Genomic DNA, 17,292 nt, shown 5'->3' on the forward strand with positions numbered 1-17,292 from the left:
TCCGTCCAGTTTTTGCTGATTGTGATTTGTCGCAATATATCTTCCGGCGGAGATTCGTCGCTTTCCAGCGCAGAGAGCCGCTGCCTTGTCCCTTATATGCAAAGTTAACGCTTCATGTTTCCAGCAGGTGAAACCCATCTTGCTCCACGTCATCTATCAAAGGGCCGTTGAACATAGAGGGCCTCAGCGCATAACGACTACAGGCTCTTTTGGAGCCGCCATTATTAAGTGTTCAGGATAACAAAGGAAAAAAAGAGTCTGGCGCAAAACAGGTAACGATGGCGCGCCAGACTTGTCCAGGGTTGAGTATCTTCGAGACCTTACTTTAGGTGATTACGGACGCGGGAGTAATGCGGGAGGCTACGGAACTTGCTTAGGCATATCTCAGTAACACTACCGAGCGATCGGCAGAAATAACGGAGCCTGCCGCCCAGGCTCCGCTTTGGTGAAAATCAGGGACGAGGTAAAATTTTTCTAATATGGAATAGCCTTAAAACTCTTCCCAGTCACTCTCTCCTGCGCTGGAGGAACTTGTGGCGCGGGCGGGTTTGGGCTTTTTGGAGGCCTTGGTCGACTTCGCGGCGTTGTTTGTTGAGCCTTTGTCTGGTTCAGGCCGCTCCTGGGATTGCATGTCTTGCCTTATGGTCGCCTCTGTTCCCGCCTCCAGCTGATTCGACTTGAAGAAGCTCATCAGGCTGAGCATCGCCGCCGCCTGATCGCTCATGGCTTCGCTGGCGGCCGACGCTTCCTCCACCAGTGCGGCGTTTTGTTGCGTCATCTGATCCATTTGCGCCACCGCCAGATTGACCTGCTCAATGCCTTGCGACTGTTCCGTTGCGGAAGTGGCGATCTCTTCGATGACCATGACCACGTCTTTGACGGAGTCCACGATTTTGCGCAAGGTTTCACCTGAGTGGTTCACCTGTGTCGAACCATCCTCCACTCTTTTAGTCGAGTCGACGATCAGCGTTTTGATTTCTTTCGCCGCCGAGGCGGATCGCCTCGCCAGATCCCGTACTTCGCCAGCCACAACAGCGAACCCTCTGCCCTGCTCGCCAGCGCGGGCCGCCTCGACCGCCGCGTTCAACGCCAATAAATTGGTCTGGAAGGCCATGTCGTCAATGACGCCGATAATGTCGGCGATTTTATCGCTGGCTTCCGTAATGCCACCCATGGCTTGAATGGCCTCGTCCACCACATTACCGCCACGAAGCGCCGCCTGCTGCGCGTTCTTGGCCAGATCGGCGGCTTTCTGCGCCTTATCCGCATTCAAGCCCACCGCTTGTGACAGTTCTTCCATACTCGATGCAGTTTCTTCCAGGGAAGCCGCTTGTTTTTCCGTCCTGGCGCTCAGGTCGGAGTTGCCCATCGCGATCTCTTTACTGCCGGTTTTGACCTGACTGGCGGCTTCGTTGATTTTGCCAACGACCTCTGTCAGTTTGTCGATAGTATTGTTGGCGTCGTCTTTTAACTTGGCGAATACGCCCTGATATTCAGCCGTGATTTTCTGATTAAGATTTCCTTGCGACAAGGCGCTCATCACCCTGGACACATCATTGAGCACCTGGGCGTTCACATTCACCAACTCATTGATGCTGGAACTCAGGTCTTTGAAAAAGCCTTGCTTGTCTTTCAGTTCAATTCGATCCGCTAAATCACCATGGCGCGCTTTGTTCACCAGCCCCTGAATATCCCTTTCAATGACTTGCGTGAGCTTATTCACGGTGAGGTTGGCGTCTTTTTTCAGCTTCTCAAACGAACCTGAATACTCAGTCTGTATGTGGTGACTAAGGTCCCCCTTGGCCATGGCGCCAAACATATTCAAGGTGTCCGTCACCACCTGCTCATTGACGTCCAGCAGCTCATTAATGCTGTTGCTGAGCCTGCCATAGAAACCATCCTTGTCGCTCAGGTTAATGCGTTCAGACAAATCGCCTTTCTTGGCCCTGTCGATAATGGACTGTAGCTCCTGTTCGATAACCTGGGTCAGCTTTTCCTTCATTTTGGCCATAGAACGCTGCACGCCCACCGTATTGCCGCTGGACAGGCTCATGCTCAGGTCTCCGGCGGCAATCCGTTCCGCCACCGCGTTCAATTGCACCGGATCAGCGCCCAGTTGTTTCAGAATGACGCGGGTCAGGTAATAGGTGATGAGTGAAGCGATAATCAAGGCGAGCAAGGCGCCCACAATAGTAACGGAGTTGGTGAAACTGGCGGTGGACTGCTGGTCTTCATTACGGACTTCGATCAATGCGCTTTCCGCGCCGCTGTAGTCACTGCGGACTGACCGCATCTGGTCCATGAGCCCCTTGCCGACGCCTTTTTCAATGTAGTTGGTGATATCTTTCAACGTGCGGGTGACTTTATTCATGTCCCGGCGCGCCTCGATCTCCGGCTCCGCCGCCGCCACTCGCCATTCGTTCGCCAGTTTGACGGCGTTATTCAACTGCTCTCTCACGAATGCGGGGTCATATGCCCGGTTCACCAGCTCGTATAAAGACGTCGAGGTGGCGGCGAACTGCTCCTGCCCCACTCTGAACGGCTCCAGAGAGGACTCCAAGCCAGTCAACAGATAACCGCGATAACCGGTCTCCATATCCACCATATTCTTAGCCAGCTCCATCAGCTTCTCGACGGCGATAAGATCTCCCGCCCTGGTGAAGGCTTGATTAAGCGCCTCGATATGCTGTCGCGACTGGTCAAAAATACGTTTACCGCTCCCTTGGCTCACAAAGGCGATGACGTCGCTGTTGGTGGACTGCCTCTTTAACCTCAAACCGACGCTGGCGACCTCTTCCCGCCACTGTTTCATGTAGTTCTCTATCGCCTTGAGATGTTCTCTGGCTTCCTCGCGGTCATACGCATTATCGATAAGCGCATTCAACGCCTGGCTGTTCTCCTGAAATGACGCTATTCCCTGATTGTAGGGCTCTAATGACGCTTCGACGCCAGACAGTAGAAACCCTCTCTGCCCGGTTTCCTGATTAACCATATCCAGCAACAACGACTTGGTAAGACTTTCCCCACGGAAGTCGTCAGACTGCGCAAACGCGTCGTTGACGTTGCTCAAGGCCGCTCTGAAACCGTCAAATTTTTCCTTACCCAGTGTTCTTGCTGACAGTTCTTCAAAGCGACGAGTCGCGGCTTCGCCTGCGGAAACCTCGCGGCGGTACCCCATCACCACGTCCACATGCCGGCTCTGCCACTCGTTCTGTAATCGTTGTATCTCATCCAGCCGCTGAACTTGCTGAGGATTGTCCGCCACCTTGTTCCTGGCTTCTCCGATCACTTCTTTAAAGTCGGCCTTGCCTTTCTCAAAAGGCTCCAAAAACTCTTCCTTACCTGCGATCAGGTAGCCGCGCAGCCCGGTTTCCATATTCACCAGGGAGGCGGATATACGATGCCCCAGATCAATAGCCTGATAGGTGTGGTTGACCCATTGGCTGGTTTTGAGTAGTTGTTGCAGGCTGATATAGACTGTGGTGGCGATGATAAGAATCAACGCAATCGGAATAGCAAATCCAAGAATAAGTTTCCATCTGAGTTCCAGCTTCTCAAACCAGTTCATGTAGCTCCCCCCCCCTCTCTGTTCCATGACATTGAGAACATTCACGACGGCAATGAAAATCATTTCAAGTATAGAAGGCTCACAGGATCTCAGTAGCACTACGGACATATTCGTTCAATATTGCGTAGCGGTACGAATATTCCGGCGGGCGTTAGGCGTATATTGTAGATAGCATTAAAGCTTGGCTCACATTATGAGACGCCGTCGTAGGAGGAGAACATCCCTTGTACATCAACTATTCGACCCTGACTGCTGGTATACAAGAATCCAGCGCCGACATGATTCATACCCAACAGAACGCCAGTCGATTGGGCGCTATTCTTGATATTTCCATAGGTCGCATCGTGGAGGACTCAGGAAAACGTCATGAATTTTCCATCGCCAAAAAAGCGGTTGAAGTAAGACGCTGGTATGACGTCGCGTCCCGTAATTCCGACGTGACGCAAATGCAACGCTTTGTCGAGCAGCGCCTGCAGGAAGATAACTCCCCCAAAGACAGCTTATTCAAGAAGTGGGCGACACAATATTTTCAGTTAAACCAGGCCCTATGATCGCGCCCCACGCCCTTCAACATTGGCCCGGCTTACGCAGCCGGCTATCCAATTGTCTTCAATAGATCGTCGCATCTTCCAGGCCGGCGGTAAATTCGAGTTGGGATGCGCGCCTGTATCCAATCTTTCAACCAGCTTCACCACGCAACAGACTTAAACTCTTGTGCCGCGGGCGGTTTGCGCGCGCTCTTCGGCTTAACTAATCTTTTACTATCCTCCCTAAGGAACTCCCAACTAGGACTGGTTAATGAAGCTCAAGTATTTGTTGATAGTCGCGTTTACATTAGTCGCGTCACTGCCGCTTATGTTCACGCTACAGTATCTGAACAGATTCACCACCGAGCAATATCACGCCAAAATAGAGTCCCGTTTGTCTGAGATTTCTCTAGCCCATAAAAGCCGACTGCTTAGCTCCGTAGAAAGGCTGGTGGAAAGCGCTGCTCTTATTTCCAGCCGAACGCAAATGCGCGTTAGCCTCAACAATTGGAATAAGATGGAGAATCAGAACGAGGCTCGCACCATAAAAAGCATCATTGAGGACGCCAAGGCCAGTCGGGAAGACATCAGAAGCATCACGATCTACGATAAACGGCTCCATCCTGTCTCCAGTACGGCGAGCACAATGAAACCTCTTAATGCGCCCCCGTCAGCAAACGGCCATATCTTCATTTATTTCAATCAAGAGGATAGCGTCACGCAGATATCCGTCATCATGCGTCTGATCTTCAAGGAAACAGCCATCGGCGCCATTAAAGTCGATTACGAACTTGGCAGCATCCTGCATGAGCAAAGCAAAGGTTTGGGCAACAGCGAAAAATGGATGTTCGCTTTGCGCGACCATGAGAAATTCCTGCTGGTAGAATCGCTTGACCGTAAAAAAGCGCGCGTATCCTATCGCGTCATCCCCTCAGGCCCCAAAAACACGCCAATCATTGAAGCGCTACAAGGCAATGAAGTCATCATGCGCAAAGCCACAGACCTCTCTGGTACACCGGTGATCGCTTCCACCCGGTATTTGCCCAACCTGGGCTGGGGGCTGGTTTCCGAGCTGGACGAGTCTGAAGCCGCCGCCATCGTCGCAGAGGAAAAGCGGCGCCTGTTCTTTATTGAGGCGATGATCGTCATCTTCTCAATCGGACTGGGCGCCGCCGTCAGTCTGTATGTCGCCAGACCGATTGAAAGCCTGATCAAACAGGTTGAGAACGCCGCCGACGGTCGCCCCTATGAAAGTACACTGCCGGCGAGCTTATTCGAGGTGAAGCGTCTCTCCGGCACATTTAACAGTATGTCCAAATCTATTAACGAACTCAGGAACAATATTGAAAGTCAGGTCTTCGAGAGAACCAAAGAGCTGGATAAGGAGAACGTCGCATTACGCGAAATCGCCGCCCGGGATTCTCTGACCGGTCTCTACAACAGACGCTTCTTTCAAAACCGCTTGAACTACGAGTTCAGTCGAGCAAAGCGATACGGTTCGGGGTTGACGCTGGTCCTGCTGGATATTGATCACTTTAAAAAAATTAACGACACCAAAGGCCATGCGGCGGGGGATGAAGTGCTTATCAGGCTGTCTTCGTTTCTAAGGCAGTCACTTAGAAGCTCCGACCTGATCGCCAGAATAGGTGGCGAGGAATTTTGCATTATTCTTCCTGAACATCTGGATGAGGGTGTGAAAACCTTTATTGACCGGCTCCGCACCGATATATCGCTACAGGAGTTTCAATTTGAAGGCGAAAGTTTCCCCGTCACCTGCAGTTTTGGCGTGGCTGAATATCGCAATGATGTATCTCAACCCAAAGACATTCTCAAAAAAGCGGATGAGGCGCTTTATCAGGCCAAACGCACTGGACGGAATAAAATCGTGTATGAGTCCGGCGTCAACGTGATTGTCGACATTAAAAGCAGAAAAAAATAACCCTTACACATTATCTTTCTGTCAGCCCATCCGCTTACGGCTCGCCTGCAATTGATATCTCTCTTGTATTTTACTGGCGCCTTCAGTCGGCAAACTTATCCCTATTATTCATTGATTAATAATGAAAACCTGAAAAAATGACCGAACTCAAGCCTTGGGAGCGTCACCGCGCCGTCCCCAGAGAGGCTACTCATCGTCACAGGATTGAATATGAACCGAACCCTATTTGTCGCCGCCCTGCTCGCCGCTTTCACCGCCGCCATCCATATTTTTATCGGGACGCCGGAAATTCAAGATCCGCTACTGCAATCCGGCCTGCCCAAAGAAATATCTCTATTGCTGTACGCATGCTGGCATCTGGTCTCCATAACCCTGGCCCTGTCCGCCGTCGCTTTCTTTATCGCTTCAAGAGCCATGACAAGCAACGCATCATTGTTGCTTCTGCCGAAGTTTATCTCTTACCTGTGGCTGGGCTTTGGGTTGATTTTCATCGCCGTCGCACTGCTGTTTTCCGGAAGCGACATGCTGATGTCCCTGCCGCAATGGACTTTGCTTTTGCCAGTGGGCGCGCTCGGCTTGTGGGGCTGTAGCAAACCGTCTGCGCGCCGCATAGAAGCTTGACCCTCTTACAAATCAGGACGCAGATTGGCCGGAATTGCGAGCAATCAAAACAGGATGCCGAGCCGCTACAAGGGGTCGATATCCGACTCAATGAGGAATGACTTTTCAAACTTTGCTATTTCAAAAATCTTCCTGATCTCCTTGGGGCAATTGATAATCCTTATCTTCGCGCTATCGCCCCCTAAATACCGCCGCATATTCAGCAACATTCCCAGCGCCGAGCTGTCTATGCGGACCGTTTGCCGCATGTCGACGCAAAAGCTTCTTGCTTGCGGATGCGCTTCATATGCTTTTCTGAATTGGTTAACCAGTCCGAAGTCAAACTGACCGCGAATGGTGATGGTGACAGCGCCGTCGCTGGAGGATTTAGTCTCTACGGTCATAACCCGCTTTTCCCTGCATAGTGTTCGATTTCAGAGTCTCAGATCAGCCTGACGACACCATCTAGCGCGCCATTAAGAATGCGGATACAGGCATCCCACAAAGATACATAGCGAGTGTAGTAACTATAGCTCAACAAAACGATTACAACAGACGCTGTTTGACGGCCAGCGTCGGCAAGATGAAGGCCTTGCCCCCATACGAACCGACTGCGTTCACAAAACCGGAAAGCGGCGCCTTCTGCAAATTGTGAAAGGCGCTATGCCCATGTATAACTTCTCTTTTTAATCATAGAAAGCAGGTTTCTTTGTCCTCATTTTGACGATCTGCTACCTACCCGCAACGGTGGAGTACGCCCTTGAAATTTTTCAGCACATTGACGCAATCCCCCTCTCCCAATTTTGTCCGGCCCGCCAGTCAGGATTTCCGGTTTTTGCTGCTGGCGTCGATTTTGGCCACGCTTACGGCCTGCAGCAGTGGATCAGGCTCCACAGACCCGGATCAAACTGGCCAGGACAGCGGCAGCCAGGACGATGGCTCAACACAAGGCGATACCAATGATTCGGGCGATGGCGATGGCGATGGCGATGGCGATGGCGATGGCGATGGCGACCAGGATGACACATCCGGCTCAGTGAAGCGCCTGGACCTGAGAGACTATGCCTTCGCCAGCTACGGCGCGGAGGACACAACCGGCAACCTTGAAATCAGCGCCACCGGCGATCAATTGTCCATGACTGGCAACCGCTGGAGAATGTTCAAGCAGAAAATCGTCATCAAGCCCGACACGGTGCTGGAATTCGACTTCGAGAGCAATGCGGAGGGAGATATCCATGGCATCGGTTTCGATACCGATGACACGCCCAGCCCCACTACGAGTTTCCGGATATTCGGCACAGAGAACTGGGGCATCGCCAGCGCCTACCGGTATTCCGGCTTGCAGAAGGAGCACGTGGTTATTCCCGTTGGGGAGCACTTTACCGGCGAGTTCACTCGCATGGTCTTTATTAACGATCACGATGTCGACAACCCTGCCGCCAATAGCCAGTTCAGCAATATCACCCTCAAGAACGCAGAATTGACGCCACTGTCGACCGTGCTGGCGCACGAAGATTTTAACGACCTGCAACAACCGTCCGGCTGGACCATTGGAACTCAGCAAGGCGGACAATTGGATTTTTCAAACGGGTACGCCAGCGGACACTATCCCGCCCCCACTGGTGAGAGTTATATCTGGTTTAACAAGACATTGCTGGATGAACAGATCAGTGAAGTCTACGTGCAATTCAAAGCGCGCATGCCTGACGCCAAGCACGGCCTGAAATTCCTGAAGATCTTCGGGGAAAAATCCGGTGGCGGCTACGCCAATGTCACTTATGGGTTGGACTACACAGGCATTGATAACGGCGCCTTTTACTCCATCGGCTTCGGCGACGGCTCAACCATCACCAATGATACGCAGAATATTATTGTCCTTTCAGGCGAATTGCCCAGGCTGATTGGGCGCAGCTACGGAACCGCCACGGTGCAGACGCCCCAGAACAAAATCTTCGCCTCCGCCGACTGGGGCGACGCTTGGCACGAGTTCAAGATGCACTTCAAATACAACAGCGGAACCACCGCCGCCAACGAAAAAGCGGATGGAGAGATCTACCTGGAGATTGACGGCAAGGTCTACGTAGACGCCAAAGGCGTATTCAACCGCCACTACAGCAATAGTCCCTATATTCAAAAGCTGGGCGTCTTTGGCTGGTCCCAGGCGGGAGCAGAGTCGTTCACAATTGATTATGACGACCTGATTATTTCGAAGGATGGATTTGCGACGCCTTAGGCGCATACGTGATAAACGGGATAGCCCCTGCCCAGCTTTTCAGCCGGGCGGGCGTCAGTTTCGAGAGCTAAGTCAAGCCAAAAACCAGACTATGACGCCGCCACAGGCGTCATGTTTTTGCGATACACGCCAGCAGCGGGCAGGACGAAGGGGTTTTCAGCAATGCTTTCCCCGCCCTCGCTGGCGTTAATGAACTTAACTCCGGCCTGACGGGCAAATGTTCCGGTAACCTTACGTTCCACACCAACCCGATATTCATCAGCCGGTTTAACACCCACCAGCCGGGATCAGACTGCCCCTTATAAATCCCCAACATGGCCGAGCCGGGAAAGGCATGATGATTGTTATGCCAGGACTCTCCCATGGTCAGCAGACCCGCAAAGCGAACGTTATGGCCCTGAACCGCCGCACCATTGACATGCCAGTCCCGCTCGCCGCTGTTATGCGCAAAGTATCCGATAAGCCAGTGCCCTGTCACAGAAACAGCGACACGCGCAGAAATACCCCAGACCACCCAGCTAATGTCCCCCAGCCAATACAGTAAAACCGCCCAGGGCAATTGCTGCCACATCCAGGTTCTTTCCATAAATCGATAGACCGGATCCTCTTTGATGGCGCTCTCTGGACAAAACTCGGGGGGACGCTCCAGTCGCAAATCACAATTCAGCTGCCGCCACCCGTCCGTCAAAAAATCTGTTCCATGGCGAAGGTACGAATGACACCTGGTTTTCCTCTGCGCCCAGTCCCGCAGGTCATGCTGATACACCATTCCCAACGGACCCGCCATCCCCACCAGCACTCCGAGATGCACGAAGAAATACTCCATCCACTTCGGACACTCATAACTCCCATGAATCAACCGCCGATGCATCCCCAAGGAATGCCCCAGACACAACGTCACCGCCGTAAACACAACAAACACCAGCAACGCATCCAGCGAAAACGTCAAATACCCGCCCACCAACGCAATCAACAAATGCCCCAAATACCAAAAGGACTTCAAAGGCGCCCACACCACCTCACCCGTGTCCGGGCAGCAATTAGCCGTTTCTTGAATTCTGGGTACGCCGTGGTTTGTTTGCATATTTGGCTCGTTTTTGGGGTACAAAAATCTACTGGGATTGATAGTGTAACCCGCCTCTAACGAAAATGATCCTGCCCACAAAGATTAGACACGTCATTAAGCGACTTTCGATGCTTCATAACTCTCTGGGCTGAGATAGCCATTTGCGCTATGAAGGCGGGTCCGATTGTAATCCACTTCGATATACTCAAACACGGCTTCACGCATTTCTTGTCGGGTTGCGTACCGCTCTCCGTGAATCGCTTCCACTTTCAGGGAGTGAAAGAAGCTTTCCACACAGGCATTGTCATAGCAATTGCCTTTGCCGCTCATGCTGCAACGAAGCCCATGCGCCTGAATCAACGTCTGATAGGCTTCTGAGCAATATTGGGAACCTCGATCTGAATGGACGATCACCCCTTTGGGTTGACGTCGACGCCACAACGCCATGCGCAAGGCGTCACAGACCAGCTCCGATTTCATTCGCTCGCTCATCGCCCAGCCTATGACTTTACGGCTGAACAGGTCCAGCACGACGGCTAGATACAGCCAACCTTCTTGCGTCCACAAATAGGGGTGAGTAGGCCGGCGGACTCTCACCGCCAGCCCCTCGCAGAACCGTACATGACACTCTCGCGTCATACGGCTCCCATCATTCGGCCTTTTGCTTGGTTACTCCAGTGCACGAAGGCATGCGGGTAACGTTGTTTCAGTGTATCTAGGTATCGCCATGCTCTGGTTTTGCGCCTTGCGAAGGATTTGAACTTGCGCATTAGCCACCGAACCAGATATCCATCGAAGCCCTTACCAACAGCCTCCAGCTTTGAACGATAGAACCGTCCATAGTATTGCCACCACCCTCTCAGTACAGGGTTAAACATACGCGATAAATCCATCAGCGACTTGTCGTTCTTTAACTGCAAGCGCCAACTACGGATTTTCCGCCGCATGTCTTTCAAGGCTGCTGGACTGACTGCCGGTAAGAAGTTGACGTAAACGCGCCCGTATTTGTCCACTGCTTTTCGAGGACGAAAACTGTAACCCAGAAAGCTGAACTCAATGCTCTCGTGATTGGTCGTACGATTGACATCCTTACAATACACAATGCGCGTTTTCCCCGGATGGATCTGCAAGCCACAGTCAACCAATCGTCGACTGACTTGGGCAAGCACCCATTCAGCTTGACGCTGGCTTTTGCAGTGGATCACACCATCATCCGCATAGCGACACAATCGCACGCTTCGACAGCGCTCTTTGATCCAACGATCCAGTGCGTAGTGCAGAAACAGGTTGGCTAGCACCGGACTGATCACACCCCCTTGAGGGGTACCCCGATCGCGTTGCTGTTCTTGCCCATCTGGACCTACCATCGGCGCTTTTAACCAGCGCTCAATGTAGAGCGCCACCCAAGGTATCTGACAGTGGCGTCTCACCGCACGCATCAGCAGGTCATGGTCGATATTATCGAACAACCCTTTGATATCAAACTCAATCACCCAATCATACTCCCAGCATCGCCGCCGCACCGTCGTCAGCGCATCATGCGCTGAACGATTGGGCCTATAGCCGTAGGAGTTTTCATGGAAGATCGGCTCTACCAGGGGTTCAAAAATCTTCTTCGCCACTGTCTGCGCGATACGATCCGATACCGTCGGGATACCCAGAACACGCTCGCCGCCGCTCTTCTTTGGGATCGCGACACCCCTGACCGCCGGAGGAAAATAGCTCCCCGACGACAGGCGATTCCAGATCCGATAAAGGTTCGGCCCCAAACGCTGCTCAAACTGCTGCAGCGACTGTCCATCGACTCCCGCTACTCCTCGGTTCGCTCTAACATCTTTGAACGCCTCCCAAACTAGAGACTTCTCAATCACAAATGGCTTTGCCTTACTCATCAGTTCATCCTGCTCGCGCAGTTGACCAACAAGCTCGGCTGAATGACGCCGCCCCTTCGCTCCACGGCCATTACAGCCCCTTCAATGCTACTACGAGCGGCTCCGCCCCTTGATGACACATCGGTACTATCGGCCTCGCCTTGTGAGCTTGTGCTTTTCCCTTGGCATTGCCATCGAAGGTTCCCGCAGTTCCATGAGAGAGCCCAAAACAGGATCACGCCGCCTCTCTGCCGGATACCATGCGGCCCATCAACAGGCACTGTCCGCACTGATCCCGGAGCAACATCACTCCCCGGTTTTGGTATCATCTGAGTGGTTTCGACAATTGAACGGCGGTTCACGGTTGTTCGTCTTCCTGTTTCACACCTGACGCCTTATTGGCGCCTTTTCCTTATCGCTCACGACCACGGCTTTTGGCCATCGCCGCATAAGGTGGTTTGTCATCAGCACCTGTATGCCGATGACGAGGGGTCACAATCCCTCATCTCTCCCGCAGCTTGCTGCGGCACACTGATGTCACCCGCCCATTTTTGATTTATCTCCGTTGCATTAAAGTCCTGCTGAAGAAGGTTTTCCGCCACAGGCTGGCTATGCCTGGAGTGAGTGGTGGCCTTAAACTTTCTGGCGGCTTTCGCTCTCAAGCCCAAGCGTTGCATGCTTCTGGCCACCGTTTTACGGTTAGCATGGACTCCCTGTTGCGCCAAGTCTTTGGTCAGCCGAGGCGCCCCATTACGCTTTTTAGCTTTATCAAAAGCGGCCCCAACCTGGATGTCCAGGGATTGCTGACGCTGTCGTCGCAGAGAAGGGGCTTTCTGTCGATGGAGCCAAACATAGTAGCCGCTTCTTGAGACCTGAAGCGCTCTCGCCATGCAAGTGACGCGGAAAAGGCTCGTGTGAGAGTGCATAAAGGCGTACCTCACTTCACGCTTTTGGCGAAGTACGCCGCCGCTTTTTTTAACACGGCAAGCTCTTCCGCCTGTTCAGCCAACTGACGCTTCAGGCGGGCGTTTTCCTGGGCCAGTTGCTGTTCCGTTTCGCCACGATCCTGCGCCAGTCGGGCTTTACTGCGCCAATTGTAAAGTTGTGACTCGTGCAGACCCAATTGCCTTACGGCGGCGCTCACACCGATACGTTGAGCTAGCGTCAGGGCTTCCGCCTTGTACTCGTCGGAATAACGTTGGCGAGATTTGGAGTTTGTTGTTTTCTGTTTGGTCATAGTTCACCTCTGTAGCGTAGTTTACTCGCTTAACAGGGTGTCTATCATTGGTGGGTAGGATCAAGTGACTTATGACCACTATTGCACTCCAGAGAAAATGGCATAGCCCAAGATTCGCTCATCAATCCCAAAATAAGGGTATACAATGAACGACTTATGGTTAACCCATAGCCACTTGTGAGTTATCCAGCCTAAGGATTGAAATAACAACAAAGTGAGGAAGACGATGCAAATAGGCATACCCAAAGAGAGTAGACCTCATGAAAAGCGTGTGGCGGCGACGCCCAAATCAGTTGAGGAGTTGATCAAACTGGGGTTTTCGGTGGCGGTTGAGGCCGACGCCGGCTGGCTGTCCAGTTTCGGCGACGGCTTGTATGAAGAGGTCGGCGCCAAGATCGTTTCAAAAGAAGAAGCCTGGGGAGCGGATATTGTCCTCCGGGTAAACGAACCCAATGACGATGAAGTCGAACTGCTGAAACCCGGGGCAACGCTCATCGGGTTTATCTGGCCCTCCCAGCACGAAGAATTACTGCAGAAACTGGCGCAACGGAGCGTCACCGTACTGGCGATGGATTCAGTCCCTCGCATCTCCCGCGCCCAGTCCATGGACGCGTTAAGTTCAATGGCCAACATCGCCGGTTATCGGGCGGTGGTGGAAGCCTCTCACCACTTCGGTCGCTTTTTCACCGGACAAATCACCGCCGCAGGCAAAGTGCAACCCGCCAAGATTCTGGTCATCGGCGCCGGCGTCGCGGGGTTGGCGGCGATTGGCACGGCGGGCAGCCTCGGCGCCATCGTGCGCGCCTTTGATACCCGTCCCGAGGTGAAAGAGCAGATCCAGAGCATGGGCGCGGAGTTCCTTGAGGTGGATATTGAAGAGGAAAGCTCCAGCGGCGACGGCTACGCCAAAGTGATGAGCAAGGCCTTTATCGAAGCGGAAATGAAGCTGTTCCTGGAACAGGCGAAAGACGTGGACATCATTATCACCACCGCCATGATTCCCGGCAAACCAGCCCCAAAACTGATCACCGAGGAGATGGTGAAAGCCATGCGCCCAGGCAGCGTCATTGTTGACCTGGCGGCGCCCAATGGCGGCAACTGCGAGCTCACCCAGCCTGGCGAGATGGCGGAGATTCATGAAGTCAAAATCGTCGGCTATGTCGATCTCCCCTCACGCTTGCCCACCCAGGCCAGTCTGTTGTACAGCAACAATCTGGTCAATTTGATGAAGCTGCTGTGCAAAAACAAAGACGGAGCCGTCGACATCAACTTTGATGACGAAGTCATTCGCGGCGTCACTGTTGTGAAAGACGGTGAGATAACCTGGCCGCCGCCTCCGATCAAAGTCAGCGCAGCGCCGCCACAGCCGAAAGCGGCCGCCGCCCCGCCTCCACCCAAGTCAAAGCCGATGTCGAACTCCCTGAAACATAGCTTGCAGGCTGCCGGAGCCCTGGCGTTGTTGTGGCTAGCCAGCGCGGCGCCCTCGGAGTTTCTATCTCACTTTACGGTTTTCGTTCTCGCCTGCATCGTAGGTTACCACGTCGTCTGGAGCGTCACTCATGCGTTGCACACGCCATTGATGAGCGTCACCAACGCCATCAGCGGCATTATCGTCGTCGGCGCGTTACTGCAAATCAGCAGCGACAGCTTGTTGGTGACCTTTATGGCCACTGCAGCGACACTGATTGCGACCATCAATATCGTCGGGGGATTTGTCGTCACCCAACGCATGCTGAAAATGTTTCGGAAATAGGAGGAGCGACTCATGTCATACAGTGTAATCACCGCCTCCTATATCATTTCCGCTGTGCTGTTCATTCTCAGTCTGGCGGGCCTCAGCAAGCAGGAGACCGCAAAAACCGGCAACCTCTACGGTATCATTGGCATGGCGCTGGCGTTGCTGGCCACGATCGCCAGTCCACAGGTGTCCACCGTCTGGTTGATTATTCTCGCCATGGCCGTCGGCGCCGTGATTGGCGTTAAAGTCGCCTTAAAGGTGGAAATGACGCAAATGCCTGAACTGGTGGCGATCCTGCACAGCTTCGTCGGGCTCGCCGCAGTTCTGGTCGGCTACAATAGTTATCTGGAGCATGGTCCCCTAAGCGGTGCGCTGTTGAGCATTCATCTGACCGAAATATTCCTCGGCGTCTTTATCGGCGCAGTCACCTTTACCGGCTCAATTGTCGCTTTTGGAAAGCTACGGGGATCGATCAGCTCCAAAGCCCTCATGCTGCCCCATCGTCATAAGATCAACCTGGGCGCGGGCGTCGTTTCCTTCTTGCTCATGCTGTATTTCGTCAAAGCCGGCGGCAGCGGTTTCAGCTTGATTCTGATGACATTGATCGCCTTGTTCATCGGCTGGCATTTGGTGTCATCTATCGGCGGCGCGGACATGCCCGTGGTCATTTCGATGCTCAACTCCTATTCAGGATGGGCTGCTGCGGCGGCGGGTTTCATGCTGTCCAACGATCTGCTGATCATCACCGGCGCCCTGGTAGGCTCTTCAGGGGCGATTCTTTCCTACATCATGTGCAAGGCGATGAACCGCTCTTTTATCAGCGTCATCGCCGGCGGTTTCGGTAATGATCCCGCCCCTGAAGACGCGGATGCGGAGTACGGCGAGCCGCAGGAGATTAATGCGGAAGGCGTTGCGGACATGCTGAAAGGCTCGCACTCCGTGATCATCACTCCCGGATACGGTATGGCGGTAGCGCAGGCGCAGCATCCGATTTATGAAATCACGCAAAAGTTGCGTGAGCATGGCGTGGCAGTCCGTTTCGGCATTCATCCCGTGGCGGGACGCCTTCCCGGGCATATGAACGTACTGCTGGCGGAGGCGAAAGTCCCTTATGACATCGTCCTGGGGATGGACGAAATCAATCAGGATTTTCCGGAAACAGATACGGTCTTGGTGATCGGCGCCAATGACACGGTGAATCCCGCCGCTGCGGAAAATCCAGGGAGTCCGCTGGCGGGCATGCCGGTGTTGGAAGTATGGAAAGCGAAGAACGTTATCGTATTCAAACGCAGTATGAACGCAGGCTACGCCGGTGTTCAGAATCCGCTGTTTTTCCGCGAAAACGCCTTTATGTTGTTCGGCGACGCCAAAGCCAGCGTCGACGCCATTCTGAAGGCAATTTGATAGCGTATTCAGCTCAACAGGTTCGCCCTAAAGCGCCTGTTGAGCTGAGTCAACATTACGAACGCATCACGTTATTCACGCGATAGTCAGATAGATATCTACTTGAGAATCCGGGCTGTCGGGCCCCATGAATCGTCTGTCGTAAAGCTCAAAGTCGGGGCCTTCGATTCTTTCCAGATTGCTTTCCGGCAAATCTCGGGAGCAGGCTTTGCGGAAGGTGGTGTTGAGCCCTGCAACCGGTCCGGTATGAGTCAAAACGGCGTAACGCGCCGCCGCCACCTCAACAGACACCATGCCCTGGGGAACCGGACTCCCCGCCTCTACTTCCACGCCGGCGATATAACGAAACTCGCCATCTTCCAGCGGCAGACACAGCCCGTAAGACACCTCATGATTAACCCTGCCGCGGATTTCATCCTCTCTGGGTAAATAACGTCCCCACAGCATGGGAATAGAATCCCTGGCGTCGCAGCTACGATACTCCATGCCAATAAGGGTGAATGCGGGAAGCTCTTTGACTTGCGGCTTGACCGCTGCGCCTTGTGTCGAATTCATACTATTGTTCTCCATAATGGGTTGCCTCAGGTAAATCAGCAATTCATTGAGAAGCTTGCGCTTATCTTCGATTTCACGCTCCAGCCCGGTGGCGTGCCCGCACAGCTTGCTGCGCAATACATGCTCATCGCTCAACGCCCCCTGCTCCTTGAGACTGCGAATGCTTTCCAACGGCACCCCCATATCGCGTAGCCATAAAATGCGTTGCAGCTCGTCGATTTGCGACGGCGCATAATAGCGATATCCGTTTTCACGACCATATACCGCAGGATGAAACACGCCAGCGCTCTCGTAATGGCGCAAGGTTTTGGTGGATACATCGAATAGACGGGCCATCTGCCCTATCGTCAGCATGTAATGTCTCAACTCCGTCAATGAATGCTCGCCTGCAGCTTGAAGCTTCCCCCAAGGGTAAGGTCAAGCCTGGCCCAGAAAGAACAAATCCATCCTCAACTTTTATATACCAAAAAGGACTCATCCCAAAGCACTAATAAAACACCCTATTTGGCTTAATGATCGCTTTAAGTAGATGTTTTATTTTATTGATTCATAGA

At 53.1% G+C, this 17,292-nt stretch carries 12 protein-coding genes and 2 pseudogenes; 6 read left to right on the forward strand and 8 right to left on the reverse strand.

Annotated elements, in window-relative coordinates; translation table 11 throughout:
- Positions 1 to 490: 490 nt before the first annotated feature.
- Positions 491 to 3,568: a CHASE3 domain-containing protein gene (locus tag O5O45_RS11670; protein ID WP_305905400.1), complete on the reverse strand. Its 3,078-nt coding sequence runs from the start codon at positions 3,566 to 3,568 to the stop codon at positions 491 to 493.
- A 224-nt stretch (positions 3,569 to 3,792) separates the two neighbouring features.
- Between O5O45_RS11670 and O5O45_RS11675 the strand changes: the two genes are divergently transcribed.
- The 3 genes from O5O45_RS11675 to O5O45_RS11685 all read left to right on the forward strand — a co-directional run bounded on the left by O5O45_RS11675 (position 3,793) and on the right by O5O45_RS11685 (position 6,655).
- The gene (locus O5O45_RS11675; RefSeq protein ID WP_305905401.1) at positions 3,793 to 4,119 is read left to right on the forward strand and encodes a hypothetical protein; all 327 of its coding nucleotides are present in this window, start codon (positions 3,793 to 3,795) and stop codon (positions 4,117 to 4,119) included.
- A gap of 247 nt (positions 4,120 to 4,366) precedes the next feature.
- Positions 4,367 to 6,034: a diguanylate cyclase gene (locus tag O5O45_RS11680; RefSeq protein ID WP_305905402.1), complete on the forward strand. Its 1,668-nt coding sequence runs from the start codon at positions 4,367 to 4,369 to the stop codon at positions 6,032 to 6,034.
- Between the two features lie 210 nt (positions 6,035 to 6,244).
- On the forward strand, positions 6,245 to 6,655 hold the full coding sequence (locus O5O45_RS11685) for a hypothetical protein (RefSeq protein ID WP_305905403.1): 411 nt from the start codon (positions 6,245 to 6,247) through the stop codon (positions 6,653 to 6,655).
- 65 nt (positions 6,656 to 6,720) lie between these two features.
- On the opposite strand, the gene O5O45_RS11690 is transcribed toward O5O45_RS11685, so the two are convergent.
- Positions 6,721 to 7,038 carry an STAS domain-containing protein gene (locus O5O45_RS11690; RefSeq protein ID WP_305905404.1) on the reverse strand — a complete coding sequence of 106 codons (318 nt, stop codon included), beginning with the start codon at positions 7,036 to 7,038 and terminating at the stop codon, positions 6,721 to 6,723.
- A gap of 356 nt (positions 7,039 to 7,394) precedes the next feature.
- On the opposite strand from O5O45_RS11690, the gene O5O45_RS11695 reads away from it, so the two are divergent.
- Complete coding sequence (locus tag O5O45_RS11695; protein ID WP_305905405.1) at positions 7,395 to 8,867, forward strand: hypothetical protein; 1,473 nt, start codon at positions 7,395 to 7,397, stop codon at positions 8,865 to 8,867.
- A 109-nt stretch (positions 8,868 to 8,976) separates the two neighbouring features.
- Here the strand turns inward: O5O45_RS11695 and O5O45_RS11700 are convergent, their stop codons facing one another.
- The 5 genes and pseudogenes from O5O45_RS11700 to O5O45_RS11720 form a co-directional block, all read right to left on the reverse strand.
- A complete protein-coding gene (locus O5O45_RS11700) occupies positions 8,977 to 9,951 on the reverse strand; it encodes an acyl-CoA desaturase (protein WP_305905406.1) in 975 nt (324 codons plus the stop codon).
- A gap of 96 nt (positions 9,952 to 10,047) precedes the next feature.
- Positions 10,048 to 10,503 (reverse strand): annotated as a pseudogene (locus tag O5O45_RS11705) (IS3 family transposase); the annotation flags it as partial.
- A gap of 65 nt (positions 10,504 to 10,568) precedes the next feature.
- A complete protein-coding gene (gene ltrA / locus O5O45_RS11710) occupies positions 10,569 to 11,825 on the reverse strand; it encodes a group II intron reverse transcriptase/maturase (RefSeq protein WP_305902285.1) in 1,257 nt (418 codons plus the stop codon).
- Positions 11,826 to 12,334: 509 nt separating this feature from the next.
- Positions 12,335 to 12,652 (reverse strand): annotated as a pseudogene (locus O5O45_RS11715) (IS3 family transposase); the annotation flags it as partial.
- Between the two features lie 89 nt (positions 12,653 to 12,741).
- Positions 12,742 to 13,041, reverse strand: a complete 300-nt coding sequence (locus tag O5O45_RS11720; RefSeq protein ID WP_305905408.1) for a transposase — start codon at positions 13,039 to 13,041, stop codon at positions 12,742 to 12,744.
- Positions 13,042 to 13,267: 226 nt separating this feature from the next.
- On the opposite strand from O5O45_RS11720, the gene O5O45_RS11725 reads away from it, so the two are divergent.
- Together O5O45_RS11725 and pntB are read left to right on the forward strand one after the other, a co-directional pair.
- Positions 13,268 to 14,794 carry a Re/Si-specific NAD(P)(+) transhydrogenase subunit alpha gene (locus O5O45_RS11725; protein ID WP_305905409.1) on the forward strand — a complete coding sequence of 509 codons (1,527 nt, stop codon included), beginning with the start codon at positions 13,268 to 13,270 and terminating at the stop codon, positions 14,792 to 14,794.
- A 12-nt stretch (positions 14,795 to 14,806) separates the two neighbouring features.
- On the forward strand, positions 14,807 to 16,183 hold the full coding sequence (gene pntB / locus O5O45_RS11730) for a Re/Si-specific NAD(P)(+) transhydrogenase subunit beta (protein WP_305905410.1): 1,377 nt from the start codon (positions 14,807 to 14,809) through the stop codon (positions 16,181 to 16,183).
- Between the two features lie 75 nt (positions 16,184 to 16,258).
- On the opposite strand, the gene O5O45_RS11735 is transcribed toward pntB, so the two are convergent.
- Entirely contained in the window at positions 16,259 to 17,113 is an 855-nt protein-coding gene (locus O5O45_RS11735; protein ID WP_305905411.1) for a MerR family transcriptional regulator, read from the reverse strand.
- Positions 17,114 to 17,292 lie beyond the last annotated feature (179 nt).

The sequence above is a fragment of the Hahella sp. HNIBRBA332 genome (assembly GCF_030719035.1).
Taxonomy (GTDB): domain Bacteria; phylum Pseudomonadota; class Gammaproteobacteria; order Pseudomonadales; family Oleiphilaceae; genus Hahella.

What these genes read in the sequence shown, in the direction of transcription:
- pntB (WP_305905410.1), top strand. Translation starts at nt 14,807, where the DNA reads ATGTCATACAGTGTAATCACCGCCTCCTATATCATTTCCGCTGTGCTG.
- O5O45_RS11720 (WP_305905408.1), bottom strand. Translation starts at nt 13,041, where the DNA reads ATGACCAAACAGAAAACAACAAACTCCAAATCTCGCCAACGTTATTCC.
- ltrA (WP_305902285.1), bottom strand. Translation starts at nt 11,825, where the DNA reads ATGAGTAAGGCAAAGCCATTTGTGATTGAGAAGTCTCTAGTTTGGGAG.
- O5O45_RS11690 (WP_305905404.1), bottom strand. Translation starts at nt 7,038, where the DNA reads ATGACCGTAGAGACTAAATCCTCCAGCGACGGCGCTGTCACCATCACC.
- O5O45_RS11680 (WP_305905402.1), top strand. Translation starts at nt 4,367, where the DNA reads ATGAAGCTCAAGTATTTGTTGATAGTCGCGTTTACATTAGTCGCGTCA.
- O5O45_RS11700 (WP_305905406.1), bottom strand. Translation starts at nt 9,951, where the DNA reads ATGCAAACAAACCACGGCGTACCCAGAATTCAAGAAACGGCTAATTGC.
- O5O45_RS11670 (WP_305905400.1), bottom strand. Translation starts at nt 3,568, where the DNA reads ATGAACTGGTTTGAGAAGCTGGAACTCAGATGGAAACTTATTCTTGGA.
- O5O45_RS11725 (WP_305905409.1), top strand. Translation starts at nt 13,268, where the DNA reads ATGCAAATAGGCATACCCAAAGAGAGTAGACCTCATGAAAAGCGTGTG.
- O5O45_RS11685 (WP_305905403.1), top strand. Translation starts at nt 6,245, where the DNA reads ATGAACCGAACCCTATTTGTCGCCGCCCTGCTCGCCGCTTTCACCGCC.